This is a genomic window from Variovorax sp. J31P179 (assembly GCF_030316985.1).
GTDB lineage: Bacteria > Pseudomonadota > Gammaproteobacteria > Burkholderiales > Burkholderiaceae_C > Variovorax > Variovorax ginsengisoli_B.
Genome location: NZ_JASZYL010000018.1, coordinates 69,848 through 87,105 on the forward strand (window position 1 = coordinate 69,848; position 17,258 = coordinate 87,105).

Annotated in this window: 15 protein-coding genes and 1 pseudogene; 5 read left to right on the forward strand and 11 right to left on the reverse strand. The window is 63.6% G+C overall.

What is annotated here, in order from left to right:
- Positions 1 to 23: 23 nt before the first annotated feature.
- From QTI17_RS30980 to QTI17_RS31005, 6 genes are all read right to left on the reverse strand, one after another.
- Positions 24 to 1,370: a class-II fumarase/aspartase family protein gene (locus QTI17_RS30980; RefSeq protein ID WP_286537675.1), complete on the reverse strand. Its 1,347-nt coding sequence runs from the start codon at positions 1,368 to 1,370 to the stop codon at positions 24 to 26.
- A gap of 45 nt (positions 1,371 to 1,415) precedes the next feature.
- Positions 1,416 to 2,246 (reverse strand): HpcH/HpaI aldolase/citrate lyase family protein, encoded by an 831-nt coding sequence (locus QTI17_RS30985; protein ID WP_286537676.1) that lies wholly within the window; start codon positions 2,244 to 2,246, stop codon positions 1,416 to 1,418.
- Between the two features lie 10 nt (positions 2,247 to 2,256).
- Positions 2,257 to 3,447 (reverse strand): CaiB/BaiF CoA transferase family protein, encoded by a 1,191-nt coding sequence (locus QTI17_RS30990; protein ID WP_286537677.1) that lies wholly within the window; start codon positions 3,445 to 3,447, stop codon positions 2,257 to 2,259.
- Between the two features lie 31 nt (positions 3,448 to 3,478).
- The gene (locus QTI17_RS30995) at positions 3,479 to 4,339 is read right to left on the reverse strand and encodes an HTD2 family dehydratase (protein WP_286537679.1); all 861 of its coding nucleotides are present in this window, start codon (positions 4,337 to 4,339) and stop codon (positions 3,479 to 3,481) included.
- 93 nt (positions 4,340 to 4,432) lie between these two features.
- A complete protein-coding gene (locus QTI17_RS31000; protein ID WP_286537680.1) occupies positions 4,433 to 4,786 on the reverse strand; it encodes a class I SAM-dependent methyltransferase in 354 nt (117 codons plus the stop codon).
- A 342-nt stretch (positions 4,787 to 5,128) separates the two neighbouring features.
- Positions 5,129 to 6,118, reverse strand: a complete 990-nt coding sequence (locus tag QTI17_RS31005) for a GlxA family transcriptional regulator (protein ID WP_286537681.1) — start codon at positions 6,116 to 6,118, stop codon at positions 5,129 to 5,131.
- Between the two features lie 123 nt (positions 6,119 to 6,241).
- Between QTI17_RS31005 and QTI17_RS31010 the strand changes: the two genes are divergently transcribed.
- The 4 genes from QTI17_RS31010 (at position 6,242) to QTI17_RS31025 (ending at position 11,568) form a co-directional block, all read left to right on the forward strand.
- A complete protein-coding gene (locus QTI17_RS31010) occupies positions 6,242 to 7,495 on the forward strand; it encodes an acyl-CoA dehydrogenase family protein (RefSeq protein ID WP_286537682.1) in 1,254 nt (417 codons plus the stop codon).
- 412 nt (positions 7,496 to 7,907) lie between these two features.
- On the forward strand, positions 7,908 to 8,900 hold the full coding sequence (locus QTI17_RS31015; protein ID WP_286537684.1) for a tripartite tricarboxylate transporter substrate binding protein: 993 nt from the start codon (positions 7,908 to 7,910) through the stop codon (positions 8,898 to 8,900).
- 23 nt (positions 8,901 to 8,923) lie between these two features.
- On the forward strand, positions 8,924 to 10,552 hold the full coding sequence (locus QTI17_RS31020) for a 3-(methylthio)propionyl-CoA ligase (protein WP_286537687.1): 1,629 nt from the start codon (positions 8,924 to 8,926) through the stop codon (positions 10,550 to 10,552).
- Between the two features lie 5 nt (positions 10,553 to 10,557).
- Positions 10,558 to 11,568: a YeiH family protein gene (locus tag QTI17_RS31025; protein WP_286537688.1), complete on the forward strand. Its 1,011-nt coding sequence runs from the start codon at positions 10,558 to 10,560 to the stop codon at positions 11,566 to 11,568.
- Between the two features lie 261 nt (positions 11,569 to 11,829).
- Here the strand turns inward: QTI17_RS31025 and QTI17_RS31030 are convergent, their stop codons facing one another.
- The 3 genes from QTI17_RS31030 to QTI17_RS31040 all read right to left on the reverse strand — a co-directional run bounded on the left by QTI17_RS31030 (position 11,830) and on the right by QTI17_RS31040 (position 15,050).
- On the reverse strand, positions 11,830 to 12,822 hold the full coding sequence (locus QTI17_RS31030) for a Bug family tripartite tricarboxylate transporter substrate binding protein (protein ID WP_286537690.1): 993 nt from the start codon (positions 12,820 to 12,822) through the stop codon (positions 11,830 to 11,832).
- A gap of 70 nt (positions 12,823 to 12,892) precedes the next feature.
- The gene (locus tag QTI17_RS31035) at positions 12,893 to 13,966 is read right to left on the reverse strand and encodes a TauD/TfdA family dioxygenase (protein ID WP_286537692.1); all 1,074 of its coding nucleotides are present in this window, start codon (positions 13,964 to 13,966) and stop codon (positions 12,893 to 12,895) included.
- 28 nt (positions 13,967 to 13,994) lie between these two features.
- Complete coding sequence (locus QTI17_RS31040) at positions 13,995 to 15,050, reverse strand: TauD/TfdA family dioxygenase (protein WP_286537693.1); 1,056 nt, start codon at positions 15,048 to 15,050, stop codon at positions 13,995 to 13,997.
- Positions 15,051 to 15,160: 110 nt separating this feature from the next.
- Here QTI17_RS31040 and QTI17_RS31045 point away from each other — a divergent pair, with 110 nt between their 5' ends.
- Complete coding sequence (locus QTI17_RS31045; protein ID WP_286537694.1) at positions 15,161 to 16,159, forward strand: AraC family transcriptional regulator; 999 nt, start codon at positions 15,161 to 15,163, stop codon at positions 16,157 to 16,159.
- A 39-nt stretch (positions 16,160 to 16,198) separates the two neighbouring features.
- Here QTI17_RS31045 and QTI17_RS31050 read toward each other — a convergent pair.
- Both QTI17_RS31050 and phaZ read right to left on the reverse strand, forming a co-directional pair.
- A pseudogene (locus QTI17_RS31050) lies at positions 16,199 to 16,401 on the reverse strand (electron transfer flavoprotein subunit beta/FixA family protein); the annotation flags it as partial.
- A 21-nt stretch (positions 16,402 to 16,422) separates the two neighbouring features.
- Entirely contained in the window at positions 16,423 to 17,256 is an 834-nt protein-coding gene (gene phaZ / locus QTI17_RS31055) for a poly(3-hydroxyalkanoate) depolymerase (RefSeq protein WP_286537695.1), read from the reverse strand.
- Between the last annotated feature and the right edge of the window lie 2 nt (positions 17,257 to 17,258).

Below are 17,258 nucleotides of genomic sequence, written 5' to 3' on the forward strand. Positions count from 1 at the left end.
GGTGGTGAATGGCGGGGTATGACTCAGCGGCGCGCCGCGAGCACGCGATCGACCATGACGCCGGCTTGGCCCAGGTTGTTGGCCGGGTCGCACATCGCATCGAGTTGGGCCCGCGTGACATGCTTGTTGACCTCCGGGTGGTCGACCAGGATCTCGACCAGCGGCCGGTTGTCGGCGAGCGCCTGGCGACACAGGTCATACACCAGGTCGTGGGCATATTCACGGCCGATGTACGGGCCCAGGCCCATCATGACCGCCTCGGACATCACCAGCCCGTTGGTGATGTCGATGTTGGCCCGCATGCGGGTGGCATCGACCTCCAGGCCCTTGAGGATGAACTTGGTCTGCTTCAGCGCACCCGACATCAGGCAGAAGATCTCGGGAAGCGACACCCACTCGATTTCCCAGGGCCCGGTCGAGCGCTCGTGGTCGGCCACCATCGCATCCATCAGCGCAGCGGCATGCTGGCGCGCCACGGAGATGTTGGCGTGGATGTAGAGGCAGGAGATCGGATTGCGCTTTTGCGGCATGGTCGACGACGAACCCCGGCCCGGCGCGAACGGCTCGAAGACCTCGGCGACTTCGGTCTGCATCATCAGCTTGACGTCCATTGCGATCTTGCCGAGCGAGCCCCCGACCAGCCCGAGGAAGGCACCGACCTCGGCGATGGTGTCGCGCACCGTGTGCCACGAGATCAGCGGCTGGACCAGGCCCAGTTCCTTCATCAGTCCGGCCTGGGTTTCCATCGCGCCCTTCTCCAACGAGGACAAGGTGCCCGAAGCGCCGCCGAACTCGCCCATCAGGACGCGCGGCTTGAGCTGCTGGAGGCGCTCACGGTGTCGGTCGATGCCGGCCAGGATGCTCGCCATCTTGTAGCCGAAGGTGATCGGCGTGGCCTGCTGCAGGTTGGAGCGGCCGATGACGGGCGTGTCTCGGTACTTCTTCGCCAGCGCGGCGAGCGCATCGCCGATCTCGTTCAGATCCTGCTCGACCAAGGCAAGACCTTCGCGCATCTGCAGCACGGCGGCCGTATCGGTAATGTCCTGTGTCGTCGCGCCCCAGTGGCAGTATTCGCCGAGCTTGTCCCGGCAGTTCGCATTGATCTGGTTGACCACGGCAATGATGGGATAGCCGATCTGCTCGGTCTTGGCCTTCAGCTTGGCCCAGTCGATCTGCGACAGATTGCAGTTGCGCACGATCTCGTCCGCCGCTTCCTTCGGGATGATGCCGAGTTCGCCCTGGACCTTCGCGAGGGCGCGCTCGATGTCCAGGTACTTGGCGGTGCGGTTCTCGTCAGACCAGACGTCGCGCATGCGCGCGTCGCTGAACATGTCGCCGAAGATGCGTGAATCGATGATGGTGGAGGCCATGATAGGTTGTCTCTTTCTGCGGTGGGAGTTGGTGAACGGGGTCAGTCAGTCGCGGGCCAGGGCCAGCGTGCGTTGCGCCTGCAGCACCACGGGCCGGTCGACCATGCGGCCGTCGAGCCGGGCGGCGCCAGGCGATGACGCATCGGCAACCAGGACACGCTGGGCCCAGTCCAGTGCCTCTGCGCTTGGACGCAGCGCGGCGTGGATCGGCTGTACCTGGCGTGGGTGGATACACAGCTTGGCGCCAAAGCCAAGCCTGCGCGCATCGGCAAGATCCGACAGCAGACGTGCTTCGTCGTCGAGTTGGGGCGTGACGCCTGCGACGGGTGCCGGCAGGCCCGCCAGGCGCGAAGCGATCGCGATGCGGCTGGCGGCATAGCCAAGGCCGGAGGCGTCCGTCGTGATGTCCATGTCGAGGTCGAGTGCGAAATCGAGCGTGCCGAACACCAGGCGTTGCGCACCGGCGGCCGCGATGCGGTTCGCTTCCGACACACCACGTGCGCTTTCAATGAGAGCGAGGATGCTGGCGCCGGGCAATGCGGCTTGCGTCTCGGCGATCTGCTCAGCGGACTCGGCCTTGGGCAAGAGCACGCCGATCCCATGCGCGTCGCCGAAGGCCGCAAGGTCTGCGGCAAACCAGGACGAGTTGGCATCATTGATGCGCACGACGATGCGCGATCGGCCTGCGGGCGTTGCGCTTTGCAGCCATCCCGTGACAACGCTGCGTGCAGTGGCCTTGTCGTCGGCAGCCACGGCGTCCTCGAGGTCGAGAACGACCTTGTCGGCGCCGCTGGCCAGCGCCTTGTCGAAACGTTCCGGGCGCGTTCCCGGCACGAACAGGTAGGTGCGTGCAGGCGGCAGCAGTTCGGCGGGCATGACGGCGACCTCAGACGGCTTTGGATGTGTGAAGCCCGGCGATCTCGGCCGCGCTGTAGCCGAGTTCGGCCAGGATCGCGTCCGTGTGTTCGCCGAGCGCAGGCACCGGGTCCATCCGGGGGCCGGTATCCCAGGTGCCGGGCGGCAGCATGGCGGGCACCGGCCCCACGGCGGTCCCGACTTCGGTCCAGCGCCCTCGCGCCTTGAGCTGCGGATGTGCCCAGACCTCCTTCATCGTGTTGACCTGGGCATTGGCGATCTGAGCGCGCTCGAGTCGCTCCACCACCTGCGTGCCAGTCAGCGGCTTAAAGGCATCCAAGATGATCTTGCGCAATGCTGTGCGCTCCGCCACGCGCTTGAAGTTGGCGGTGAAACGCGGATCCTTCGCGAGATCGGGCTGCTCCAGTACGTTGTCACAGAAGCTGACCCATTCGCGCTCGTTCTGCAGGCCCAGCATCACGGTGGTGCCGTCGCCGGCCGGGAACGGGCCGTAGGGATAGATCGTCGCGTGGCTGGCGCCGGTTCGCGGCGGCGGCTCGGCTCCCTCGAACGCGTAGTAGAGCGGGTAGCTGGTCCATTCGGCCAGCGACTCCAGCATCGAGATGTCGATGCGTTGCCCCTTGCCGGACTGGCCGCGCTGCAGCAGCGCCGCAAGGATGCTGCTGTACGCGTACATCCCGGCGGCGATGTCCGCGATCGAGGGGCCCGCCTTGCAGGGCTCTTCGGGCGTGCCTGTGACGGAGACAAAGCCGGCCTCGCTCTGGATCAGGAGGTCGTAGGCTTTCTTGTCGCGGTACGGACCCGGATGGTGCGGGTCGTCCCCGTAGCCAGAAATATCGCAGACGATCAAGCCTGGCTTGGCGCCGGACAGCTTGTCGTAGCCCAGGCCGAGGCGCGTTGCAGCGCCGGGTGCCAGATTCTGCACGACGACGTCGGCCTTCTCCATGACCAGGCGCTCGAGAATCGCCGCTGCCTCGGGGTGCTTCACGTCGAGCGTGAGGCTTTCCTTGGAACGGTTGGTCCAGACGAAGTGCGACGCCAGTCCGCGTACGCGTTCGTCGTAGCCGCGGGCGAAGTCGCCCGAGCCGGGGCGCTCGATCTTGATGACGCGGGCGCCCAGGTCGGCCAATTGGCGGGTGGCGAAGGGCGCGGCAATCGCGTGCTCCAGCGTGACGACGGTGATGCCCTTGAGTGGCTGCATGAGTTGTCTCTCTCGATGGTGTGGGTGGGGGTCAGCGCAATACTGCGGTCGCGTCCATCGTCAGCCAACCCTCGTGGTCCGAGGCCCAGAGACGGATCGTCTTGCCGTCGGCCTCAGGTCGGCCGTTGACATGGAAGGCGTTCAGGTCGAAGGTCGGGCGGACCGCCTTGAAGCGAAAGCTCGCCACCTCGGCTTCGGGCAACTGGCGCCGCAGGAGGTCCATCAGCAGTGTCGCGATCAGCGGACCGTGCACGACCAGCCCCGGATAGCCCTCGACCTGCGTCACGTACTGGCGGTCGTAGTGGATGCGGTGGCCATTGAAAGTGAGCGCCGAGTAGCGAAACAGCAGCACGTCGTCCGGCACGATCTCGCGGCGCCAGGCGGCGTCGGATGGTGCGGATTGAGGTGGTGGCACGACATCGTCCGGGCCCTGTGCTTCGCGATAGACGATGTCGTGGAACTCGACCAGTGCCGGCTCAGCCGCCTCGTTGCAGCGCACCTCGTGACGCACCTTCACGAATACGAGCTTGCCGGTGCGGCCTTCCTTCGTCGTGACGTCATCGATGGTCGAGGTGCGCACAACACGGTCCCCCACGCGGATCGGGGAGCGGAACTCGAACTGGCTGCCGGCCCACATGCGCCGAGGCAGGGGTACCGGCGGAAGGAAGCCGCCACGCTTGGCATGGCCGTCGGCGCCGATTTCGCTCTGCCGATGCATCGGCAGGAAGTACAACCAATGCCAAAGTGGGGGAAGCGTGGTGCCCGCAACCACCGGCGCCGCGGGATGGTCCAGGGTCGCGGTCAGTGCGACCACCGGGGTGGGGTTGATGGTGTCTTCGATTCTCTCGCTGCGCCCTACCCACGATTGCAGCTGATCTTTCTGTGCGTCCAATCTTGTCTCCTTTGCTGACTGCACCAAGCGGCAGCAGTTCTGGGGAGCAAGTGTGCGACGCAGGCTACGTTAGCGGAATTGCAATGTTTGTTCCTATTGATGCACGCGGCGCAATAAACGGCTCGCCCCCGATGAACCAGCAGGCAAGACGAACTTATCCAACGCGAACTTCAGGACCGAAAGCAGAGTCCTCGACGGGGTTGCTTGCACCCAACGAGGAGGTCGACTCGAAGGCGGCGCCGGAACCCGATCGATCTCGCCCTTGATCGAGGGGTCGAACACCTTGATCGAGTGCGTATCGTCCCTGTCCGCGAGCAAGGTGCTTTCCGCGTCCAGTACGAAGCCGGCCGCCTCCACCTCCTCGCGAACGGATACCGGCTCAATCCGATGCAGCGACTGAGCGTCGCTCGTGCCTGCGCCGACGGCGGCGGCGTGGTCTACGATCACGTAGAACCCCCCGGGCTTCAGCCGCTCAAAGCAGGGCGTATGGCGCTGCTCGCGGCCTCGTGACTGCTCGACAGTGGAATGTTAGGTAGCGGGCGCTCAATCTCGAGATGTCTACTACCGCTTCGGGCCGAAGAGCCGCAACCAGTCTGAAGCACGCGTTCGGGTTTGGACCTCGAACTGGAGTTGCCGGCCAGAAGCCGTCCTCCGCTAGTGACCGCTTTCAGCGCACGAACAGGTTCACCCGCAAATCCGGGCGGCGCCGGATGGCGCACGGAGCGTTTGGCCAAAAAGGCGCGCAACTTTTGCTCGTCGAGCCCTCAACCTTCGAAGGGTTCGTTGGTTTCAACACCATTTTGACTGGTAACGGCTCCGGTATGCGCCGGGACTGAGGCCCATGCGCGCACGAAACAATCGTGAAAAGGAGCTCCCATCGTTGTACCCCACCTGCAGGGCGATCTGATCGACCCCCTGATCACTGGCTTCCAGGAGCGCGCGTGCCGCCTCGATCCTCAGATGCTGCAGATAGGTCAGGGGCGATTGATCGAGCACCGCGTTGAAGCGCCGTATCAACGTCCTTTCGCTCACAGCCAACTCGGCAGCGAGTTCGGACATGCGGACGGACCCGGACATGTTCCTTTGCAACCAGTGCTGTGCTCGGTGAACCACTGCGTCGGTGTGGGCGATGTCCGCCAGCAACGGCACGTACGGCGTCTGGGTCGTCTGGCTAACGTCGATCAGCATGCTCTTGGCGCATTGCGACGCAATCGGCGGTCCGCAGAATCTCTCGACGACCCGAATCGCCTGTAGAAGATAGGACGCCGAAGCGCCCGCGCAGAGCAAACGGTCGACTTCCGTCAGCACCGGCTGCATCTGCAACTCAACGCGTGGGAAGCGTGTGCGGAACTGCCGCTCGAGCCACCAGGTCGTGGTGGCGATGCGGTCGTCCAGGAGACCGGTCTGGGCGAGGATGAACGTACCGGTGCAGTTGGCGGCCAGCCACGCGCCGCGACTCCACTGCGACGTGAGCCATGCACAGGTGGCGGGCTGGGCCTTCAACAACAGATCAAACTTCCGGTGGCCCGCGTAATGCAGGCTCGGGATGAAGACGAGGTCGTAGTGTTCGCGCGCGCCGATCTTGTGGGTCTGCAGTTGCAGGCCGTTGCTCGCCGCGATGGGCTCGCCTCTGAGCGACACGAAACGCCATTCGAACAGAGCGGCAGAGGCACCCTGCTGTCTGCGCAGATGCGAGTTCGCCACTTGCAGGATGTCGGCGAAGCCGCCCAGGCTGGAGGCGTAGCAGCCATCGAAAGCAAGGATTGCGGCGCGCGGCATGGTCTGTCGTATTTCGCACAGAAAGCGTCAGTTTCGCCAATGTACCCCGAATGCACCGAAACCTAGACTGGGACTCGCATCAACGGGGCAAGCACGCTCCACCAGCCAAAGGAAATACGAGACATGAACGCCAGAGACAACACCATTGCAACGAGCCCCCAGGCGCCCGAGCGCCACCAGCCGAAGCTGTATCACGACCTGCTCACGCCCGAGGAGACCAAGGCCGTTCGCGACGAGGTCCGCCGTTTCGCCGACGAACACGTGGCACCGGCGGCTTGGGAGATCGGGCATCGCGAAGAGTCGGTGGAGAATTTTCCGCGCGCCCTTTTCCGCAAAATGGCCGATGCCGGACTCTTTCGCATCCCCTTCGGCGCCGAAGTCGGCGGACGCGGACTGAAGTACCCGGCCTGCGCGACCGCGGCGCTCATCGAAGAGCTGGCCTACCACTCGAACTCTGTCGCGGCCATCGTAGACGTACATTGCATCCTGGCCGGGCACGCGTTGGAGCATGCGTCGCCGGCTCTGCAGCAGCGCTACCTTGCCCCACTTCTGGCTGGCGAGAAGATCGGAAGCTTTGCAACCACCGAGCCGGACGCCAGCACGGATCTCAGCATCAAGACGATGCAGACCTTCGCGAAGCGCGAGGGCAGGGACTACGTGGTCAACGGCCGCAAGCGTTTCATCACGAATGCGCCGGTCGCCGACTTCGTCGTCCTGTTGTGCGCCGAGGAAGGACGCATGACAGAGATCATCATCGACCTGGACGCACCGGGCGTGCACGTAGGCAAGCCGGACCGGAAGATGGGCAACCACGGCCAGCTCACCGCGGACATCTTTTTCGACAATGTCCATGTTCCCGCGGAAAACGTCGTCGGCGCAGTGGGCGGCGGCCTGAAGATCGCACTGCAGACATTGACCTACGGCCGCATCGGCATCGCGGCCAGCGGCGTCGGCATGGCGCAGGCAACCTTCGATCACTGCGTCGAGCGGCTGAAAACGCGTCGGGCATTCGGCAAGGCGATCGCACAGTTCCAGCACTGGCAATTCAAGCTGGCCGAGCGCGCCACGGAGATCGAGAACGCGCGCAACCTCTACTTGAAGGCGGCGCTGCGCATGGATGCCGGCGAGGCCTTTCCGGAACCCGAGGCGGCCATGGCGAAGTGGTACGCCACCAACCTCGCGGCCGAATTCGCTCGCGACGGAGTCCAGATTTTCGGCGGCTACGGATTCATGTCGGAGCTGGCCGCCGATGGCTCGCACTATCGGGTGGAGGAAATCTACCGCGATTGCAAGATCGCCGAGATCTATGAAGGCACCAACGAAATACAGAAGCTGGTGATCGCGCGCGCCATCTTCGGCAAGGACATCACGGGCTAGACATGAAGGCGCTCATCATTCATGCCCATCCCGAGCCTCGGTCCTTCAGCGCAGCTCTGAAGTCGGCGGCCATCCGGGCCTGGGTGTGCTGGAGCCCTTCGTAGGCTGGCATATCCCCTACGTCTCCGATGATCAACGAAGGTTGGTACTGGAGTCTCGGCGCACCCGCTTGCAGTCCCCGAGACGCCCTTTTTGCATCCGCGAGCTGCCGCTCTGATCACGCCTGACCAACACAAGCAGCCTCATGGCCAGCACCAGCTGTCCTCATCGGTTAAATGCGTGTCATCTTCGGTCAATCGACGAATCCTCGACTCGGAACAATGAGGCCTCGACCAGGTGCAGAGGTGAACGTAGCTTCTCCGCCTCACACATCTGAGCGACTCACCCCCACATCAACCTCCGGAGACACACAATGAAGCAACCAATCAACCCCCTGCGTCGTGCGCTGCTCGGCGCTCTCGCAAGCGCTTCCCTGCTGGCCGCAATGCCTGCGGCGCTTGCCCAGGCCTGGCCCAGCAAGCCGGTCCGACTGGTCGTCGGAGCGCCAGCGGGCGGCACTGCCGACATGGTCGCGCGCACATTGGCAGAAGGTCTGACGCCGCTACTGGGGCAGCCCGTGATCGTCGACAACAAGGCCGGGGCCATGGGCGCCATCGGCACCCAAGACCTGCTGCAATCACCGCACGACGGCCACACCTTCATGGTCGGCGTCAATGGCTTGGTCAGCGAAATTCCGCATGTCGCGAAATCTCGCGTCGACATGTTCAAAGAAGTCAAACCCTTGGCTCAGCTTTCGCGGACGGGCCTAGTGCTTGTCGGCAGCCCGGCGCTCGCGGCATCGAACCTGAAGGAACTCATCGCCTACGTGAAGGCCAATCCGGGCAAGGTGAGCTATGCCTCTTACAGTTCTGGCTCTATGTCCCACACCATGGGGCAGGAGCTGAACAAGCTGGCCGGCCTGGACATGACCCATGTCGGCTACAAGGGCTCACCGCCTGCGCTCCAGGATGTGATGGGCGGCCATGTGGCGTTGATGTTCGACGGTCCTGCGACCTCGATCCCGCTGATCAAGGCGGGCAAGCTGAAGGCCTTCGCTGTCGGTGCGCCCAAGCGTTTGGCTGCGCTGCCTGACGTGCCTACGTTCGCGGAACTCGGCTACCCGAAGATTGGCGACATCGCCTGGATGGGCCTGTGGACCACGCCAGACGTGCCGGCCGAAGTGCAAGTCAAGGTCCGCGAGGCCACGCTGAAGGTCCTGCAGCAACCGAAGGTGATCGAGCGCTTCAACGAACTCGGCCAGGAGATGGGTCAGCCGCTCAGCACGGACGAGTTGTCGAAGTCGCTTCGCGTGGCCTCCGACAAGCACGCGGCCAATCTCAAGGACATCGGCTTCCAGCCTGAATGAGCACGGATCAAGGAACACACATCATGAACGGACTGATGATGCAGCAAACGCTGCTGATCTCGACCCTGCTGACGCATGCCGAACGCCATCACGGCGAACAGGAGATCGTCTCGCGCCGTGTCGAAGGCGACATCCATCGCACCACTTACCGTGAACTGGCGGGGCGCGCGCGCCGCGTGGCCAATGCACTGGCGCAGCGCGGCGTCGAGTTCGGAGACCGCGTCGCTACGATGGCATGGAACGGCTACCGCCACATGGAACTCTACTACGGCGTCTCAGGCTCCGGTGCGGTTCTGCACACGCTCAATCCGCGCCTGCACCCCGACCAGGTGGTCTGGATCGCCGACCATGCCGAAGACCAGGTGCTGTTCTTCGACCTCACCTTTCTGCCAATCGTCGAGGCGATCGCCTCGCGCGTGAAGACGATCAAGGCCTTTGTTGCCTTGACTGACCGCGCGCATATGCCGTCGTCCACCAAAGTGCCCAACCTGCTGTGCTACGAGGAACTGCTGGCCGACGCGAGCGACCGCTTCGAGTGGCCGGTCTTCGACGAGAACAGCGCCAGTTCGCTGTGCTACACCTCGGGCACCACCGGCAATCCCAAGGGCGTGCTCTACAGCCATCGCTCGACATTGCTGCATACCTACGCGGCGGCGCTGCCCGATGCGCTGAACTGCTCGGCGCGCGACTCCATCCTGCCCGTGGTGCCGATGTTCCACGTCAACGCCTGGGGCTTGCCGTATGTCGGTTGCGCGGTCGGCGCCAAGCTCGTTTACCCGGGACCGTATCTCGACGGCAAGAGTCTGTATGAACTGTTCGAGGCGGAGAAAGTGACGATGTCTGCCGGCGTACCCACCGTCTGGCAGGGCCTGCTCGCGCACGTCGAGTCCAACGACCTGGCGTTCAGCACCATGCGCCGCACCGTGATCGGCGGCTCGGCCTGCCCCCCGGCGATGATGCGCGCCTTCCAGGAACGCTACGACGTGCAGGTGTTGCACGCCTGGGGCATGACCGAGGTGAGTCCGCTGGGCACTGTCTGCACGCTCAAGCCGGCGCAACAGGCGCTGGGCAGTGAGGAACGGCTCGCCGTCCAGTCCAAGCAAGGTCGCGCGGTGTTTGGCGTGGACCTCAAGATCGTCGATGCCGACGTCAACGAGCTGCCCTGGGACGGCAAGACCTCGGGCGAGCTGCTGGTGCGCGGCCCTTGGATCATCGCCAGCTATTTCAAGGGTGCCGGCGGCAATCCGTTGGTGGACGGCTGGTTCCCGACTGGCGATGTAGCGGTCATTGATGCCGACGGCTTCATGCAGATCACGGACCGCGCCAAGGACGTCATCAAGTCGGGCGGCGAATGGATCGGTTCGATCGACCTGGAGAACATCGCGATGGCGCATCCTGCCGTGGGCATGGCCGCGTGCATTGCTGCATTCCATCCGAAGTGGGACGAGCGGCCGTTGCTGGTGGTGGTGAAGAAGCCCGGTGTCGAAGTCACGCGCGAGGAACTGATCGCCTTCTATGACGGCAAGATCGCCAAGTGGTGGACCCCCGACGACGTGGTCTTCAGCGACACGATTCCGCTCGGCGCGACCGGAAAGATGCTCAAGCACCGCCTTCGCGAGCAGTTCAAAGATCACAAGCTGCCGACCGCCTGAACGCCATGACCACACTCACCATCGGGGCGGTTCCCGGACAGGTGCGCCTCCTGTTTCCCGGCGTGCTGGCCTGCGGCGTAGTGGCTGCGGCCTCCACCTTTCTTTCGGAGCACTATGGTGCCCCGGTGATGCTGTTCGCGCTGCTCCTGGGCATTGCGATGAACTTCCTCTCCGGCGAGGGCGCATGCAGGCCGGGGATTGAATTCGCGGGTCGGATGCTGCTGCGAATCGGCGTCGCGCTGCTCGGGCTGCGAATTACGGTCGGCCAGGTCGCCGAGCTCGGATGGCAGCCGGTGGCGATCGTCGTGGTTTGTGTCGGGGCGACGATCCTGTTGTCAATGCTGGCGGCGCGCCTGATGGGTTTTCAGACCCTGTTTGGCCTACTCAGCGGTGGCGCCACCGCGATCTGCGGCGCTTCTGCGGCGATGGCGCTGGCGGCAGCGCTGCCGAACCACCCACTGAAGGAGCGCGCGACGCTGTTTACCGTGGTCGGTGTGTCGGCGTTGTCGACGCTGGCGATGATCGTCTATCCGATGATCGCGCAGGCGGCGGGGCTGGACCCGCGTGCGGCCGGGGTGTTTCTCGGCGCGACGATCCACGACGTGGCACAGGTCGTTGGGGCCGGCTACAGCATGTCGCAGCAGACGGGCGACGTGGCCACCCTGGTCAAGCTGATGCGCGTTGCGATGTTGTTGCCGGTGATCGTGTTCGCTGTCATGCTCTCACGCCGCCAAGCCGGTGAGGCCGGTGGCCCGCGCCCTCCGCTGCTCCCAGGCTTCGTTATCGCCTTCGCGCTCCTGGTGGCAATCAACAGCACCGGGTGGTTGCCCAGCTTCGTCCCCAAAAGCGGCAGCGACCTGTCGCGCTGGTGCCTGGTGGCGGCCATTGCGGGCATCGGCATGAAGACGCAGTTGAAGGACCTGGTCACCGTAGGCCTCAAGCCGGTGATGCTGATGATTGGCGAGACGGTCTTCCTGGTCCTGCTGGCGCTTGCGTTGATGCATTGGCTGGCCTGAGCCCGACACGCTGTCGCTCGAGGAGCCATGGCCGCCAAGGAAGCCGCCGACGCCGGATGCGCTCAAGGTTCTACCGGCAGTAGCGACGCCAAGGACGAAGGGATCACTGGGCGCGACCACGGTTTGGCTGACCAGGACTGCCACAGGTATCGTGCATCAATGATGCATGACGCTTTCACTGCCGACGGCGTCCTGAGCAAGGGGACAAAACCCAGGTCGTGACGTCGACACAGAAGCTGCGTGCGCGCCCGCCCCTCTCAGCTATTCGAGCGTGACGTGAGCCGTCGTGGCAATTTCCTTCCACTGCTCGAGGTCTTCGCGTATCGTCTGCGCGAATTCGGCGGGTGTCTTGATCGGAAATCTGCTCAAGTTCCAGGCCTCGAGAACGGGTCGCATGTCCGGCGCCGCCAGAATCCGATTGACTTCCGAGTTGAGACGCTGAACCACCGCCTGCGGCGTTCCGACGGGCGCGAACAGGCCATACCAGCCATCGGCGCCGAGGCGATAGCCTTGTTCCTGCATGGTCGGCACGCCGGCAAGCGCGGGGAGGCGCTGGGAGCCTGTGACCCCTAGCGGCACCAGCTTTCCGGCCTTGATCAGCGCCAATGGCGAGGACGCATCGACGAAGGCGATTTGCAGCGTGCCGCCTTGCAAATCAGTCAGGACCTGCCCCATGGTCTTGTAAGGGACATGGGAAATATTCAAGCCTTCCTTCGCCTTCAACGCTTCCATCGACAGATGTCCCGTGGAGCCCATGCCCCATGTCCCATAGCCGAGTTTTCCGGGGTTCGATTTCAGGTACCTGACAAGTCCCTTCATGTCGCCGACGCCGACGTCCGGTGTCGTGACGAGCAGAACGCCACCTGCGCCAATCTGAGCGATCGGAACCAGGTCCTTGAGCGTTTGGTATGGCAGCTTCGGCTGAATGGCCGGGTTCACGGCGACCGCCGATGCATTGCTGAACAAGAGCGTGTAGCCGTCCGCCGCCGCCTTGGCGACGCTGTCATTGCCGATGATGCCATTGGCACCGGGCTTGTTGTCGTAGACGATGGTCTGCTTGAGAGCCTGTCCCAGACGTGTTCCGATCAGGCGGGCGAAGATGTCGGTGCCGGCGCCGGCACCTGCGGGTATCACCATGCGAATCGGGTGGGCGGCGGGCCAGCTCTCCTCGGCCGCGGTGGCGTGAGTGAACTGCAGGAGCGCGGCGGCTGAGAACAACCAGCCCGCAATGCCAAGTTTCGAGTTTCTGATCATTTTGTTTCCTTCGCACCCGCGCAATGCGGGGCCATGGCAAGTGCTTTCAATGAACAATCTGGCGGCGCACTCAGTCCGGAACCAGATTGGCCTTGAGTTCCACCCCGGGCAGGTGGATTCCATCCGGGCGACCGCTGGCGGTGCGACCTTGGAACTCCGTCGTCATGTAGTCGGGCAACGGCGGGCCATCCGGGCATGCCAGCCATAGGCGCAGCAGATGGCGCCGCTTGTCGGGTTCGGGAAAGTCTTCGTACGCAGTCCGTGCATGGAGGATCCCATGGTTGAGCAGGAATTGCATGTCGCCCGGCCGGAACTCCATGTCCAGACGGATCTCGTCGTCGCAGGCCAACTCATTGACAAGCGCGATGGCTTCGCGCTGCTGCCGCGTCAGCAGAGCGACGCCGGGTAGCGCTTGCGCTTTCTCGATCGCGCCCGCGATGAAGACCGCAATCATTCGCTCGCCATGTTGGCGAAACAGCGGGATCTGAAAGTATGGGCTCTGCCCAGGCCGCTCCTCGCCCCACCGGGTGAAGCAATAGGCCTTGGTCAGCTCTGCCGCCAAGTCGGGACGGCGCCGGACCGCCTCATTCCAGACGGTGGTGGAGCTCGCAATGCGTGACAGTCCGCCCGAGCGGGCCCGCTGTATGCACATCAGGCCCACGATGTCTGCTGCATCGGTATGGAAACGCAGTTCCGCCGGTGTCTGGTAGCCGCGCGTGGTGGGGTCGGAATAATCAAGTCCGAGATTGGCCACATGGCCGAGCACATGACCCTTGGCATTCTGCGAGACAGCCTCCCCGAAGTGCGCGCCGATCCCGCGAAATGCATAGGCTTGCTCCTGCAACGTCAAGCCCAGGGTATTCAGCCCCCGGATGAGCGCAAAGCCTCGTCCGTGCTTTATCTCACGCCCGATTTCCACCAGTCTCACACCGAACGAGCCCAGGGCGAAATCCGCGGCTGTCATTGACACCAGATCGACGTTGCCCGCGATCGCCTTCGCCACGGCGTCCCGGACTTCCAGCTGTTCCCGGCCCGATAGCTCGTAAACCCACTCCGGGTTGCTCTGATCCCTTCCGTACCAGGATTGCTCGTTCTGGAAGACGGGCAGGTCCGTCTCTTGGTCGCATGCGAATTCTGTGCTCATGGTCGGTCCTTTTGATGGCGGCATTCACTCAGTGAGCCAGTTCGGCCTGTACGGCCGAGGGCTCGAAAATGGGGGGGCGGGGGTGGCGCTGCCACTCCCGCATATCCGAGTAGCGCTCCTCGTACGACGGCGGAAGCTTCGCGAGCACGCCGCTGTCCAGCCATAGACGAAGCAGGTATCGCCGAGAAGCGGCGTCGGGTCCGTCCTCATATTCCGTTCTGGAATGCAGCGTCGTGTAGTTGCAGATGAACTGAAGATCCCCGCGTTTCAATTCCATCGACAGATGCAGTTCGGGGTCATTGCAAAGGGAGTCGATCAGATCCATGAGTTCGATCTGCGCGGCAGTCAGGCGAGGCACTTCGGAGAAACGCTGAGCCGATTCGATGTATTCGCGGTTGTATCGACCAAACAATCGCCCGTCGATGCGACTGAACAAGGGCCCGCTGTAGTAGCCTCGCTTGCCCTCGGGAGCCTCGCCCCGACGATCGATGTCGAAATCGGCCCAGGCCACGGGCATCAAGTCGGGGCGAAGGCGCAGCACTTCGTTATATATGGTGACCGAACTGACGATACGCGACAGACCGCCCCTCCGGGCCGGATGGACGCACATCAGACCCACGATGTCCATTGCGTCGTTGTGAAACGGGAGGTTCAGTCGAGTCTGGTAGCCGCGAGCCCTCGCGTCGGACCGGTAGTCGACGCCGAGATTTGTAACGTGCCCAAGCAGATCGCCTTGCGCGTTTTGCGCCGCGCCGCAACCCAGATGCATGCCAATGCCCCAGTACGCGAGGGCGGCATCCTCCAGCGCATAGCGGTCGATGTCGAAGCCCTCGACCAGAACAAATCCGCGCCCGATCATCACTTCTGACTGGATGCGCTTGAGTTTCTCGCCAAGCGAACCGAGCGCGAGATCCGGCGCCCGCATGTGAGGAATTCCGAGCCCCTGCAGACGTGCGCGTATCACCGCCTGATGCAGGATCTCGTTGTCCTCGTCGTCCAGCTTGACGATCCATTCAGTCGTGCCGCTCATGGCCCCGCCCTTCCAGGCGCTGGGGTGCTGATAGGGAAGGTAGTCATCGATCATCGCCTGCATGCTCCATTGGCCAACGTGTGGAGAGAGCATAGATTTGCAGCGTCTTCCGAGTTGACTATTTCGGACATTCGCTTAGCATTAACGGACACCGAGGGTAAACAATGACTCCTCTTGTTCGCAGCGCTTGTCTGACCAACTATGCATCGGTCGCGCGCGAAGCCGGCCTTGATCCCATTGGCATGCTGAAAAGCGTCGGTCTGGAACCGGCCTGTCTGGAGAATCCGGATCTCAAGATTTCCTTGATTGCGACGGGACAGCTTCTCGAGGAATCTGCGAAGCGCTCAGGATGGGAGGATTTCGGCTTGCGACTGGCTGCGACTCGCCAGTTCTCTATTCTGGGACCGCTCGCATTGGTCGTGCGCGAGCAGGCTACCCTGCGCCCGGCGGTGGACATGCTGATGCGCTATATGCGCGTGCACAACGAGGCCCTGCATCTCTGGCTCGAAGAGGATGACGAGACGGCCTCCATTCAGTTCGAATTCCTCGGGCGCGGCTCTTCGGTGCGTCAGCCGATGGAGCTGTCGGTGGGCATGGTCTATCGTTTTTTTCGGCATGCTTTGCCAGAGACCTGGCGTGCCCAGAACGTCTGCTTCGTGCACGCGGCACCCAAAGATACGCGCACGGCAACCCGCTTCTTTGCTCGCAGGGTTGAATATGGCGCCTCCTTCAATGGCATCACGTGTTTGGCTGGTGACTTGGAGATGCCGCTTTCCACGTACTCACGGCTGGATCGGTACGCGCAGCAGTACGTGGAGTCGGTTGCTGCTGGACAAAATCAATCAGCAGCAGAGAGGGTGCGCCAGTTGGCACTGACGCTGCTGCCCTCCGGGAAATGTACGCTTGGGCATATTGCGCGGTATCTATGTGTGGACGAACGCACCGTACGACGTCACCTCTTGCGCGAAGGCTTGTCGTACAACGAACTGCTGAACCAGGTGCGACGCGAGCTTGTCCAGCGATATTTGAGCGGACCCCCGCGCAAGCATGTGGAAATTGCTCTGCTGCTTGGATTCAATGGCCCCAGCGCGTTTTCTCGTTGGTTCCGCCAGCAGTTTGGCTGCAGTGCCTCGGCGTGGTCATCCGTACCCTCCGCAACTTGAAGGAGCTGGACGCTCAAGGCAATGGACTCGCAGGTTGCACAGGGTCTCCTGGCGCTTCGCGTCGCCGCAGGAGACCGCGATGAACTCGGTGGCCGCGCCCTTCTCCTTCAGGCGCACCGCCTCTTCGACGGCGATCTCGTCGAAGGAGTTCATGCTCATCTTCACATTGGCAATGCCGACACCGGTGCCGTCGCTCGGCGGAAATCGACGACGCGCTTCACCGCCGCGACCAGAATTCTCAAGATTGCATGTCCTTTTTTGAACTAGGCCGGGACCACGTGCGCGGCCATGAAACGCTCTACGCGCCGTGCCGTCTCGGCCGGCTTCGTCAGCACGAACAGGTGGCCGCAGTCGACCGTCTGCAGCGTCGCGTGGGGCACGCGGGACGCGATGATCCTTCCATTGACCAACGGCACGATTGGGTCGTCGGCGCCCATCAGCACCAGCGTCGGCAGCCTGACGCGGTGCAGCCGGTGCCAGCTGGTCCATCCCCACACCGCGAGCAACTGGTATAGATAGCCGCGATGGCTGGGGCCGCGCATTGCGGCCGCGTGCACCTGCAGCAGGTCGTGGTCCAGCCGCAGAACGCCTCCGTAGAGCCTCCCACCGATCTGCATCAGATAGCCCGGGTCGAGGTAGCGCCGCGGACTGAGCAGTTTCAGCAGCACACCCGGTTGGCCGGGCACCATCACGAAGCCTGCCGTCGTGGCCGCGAGCGTCAGCGTCCTGCAGCGCTTCGAGTGCCGCAGCGCGAACTCCTGCGCCGCCGCGCCACCCCACGAGACGCCAAACACATCGACAGAACTCAGCCCGAGGTGGTCCAGCAGTGCCACCGCGAGATCGGCCACCCTGCGCAGCCGGTACGGCAACAGGGGTGCAGGCGACGCGCCGACGCCCGGGACGTCGAACGCGATGACGCGCGTGTTCTCAAACGCATCGGCAAATTCCGCGGCAGTCTCGACGCTAGCGCCGATGCCGTTGAACAACAACAGCACGCGCGAAGCCCCAAGTGAGCCACCCTCGCTGTAGCGGATGACCTGCCCGTCCAGGGTGACGCAGTGGGTGCGCTCAGGAGTGACAGCGTTGTCTGTGGCCACGC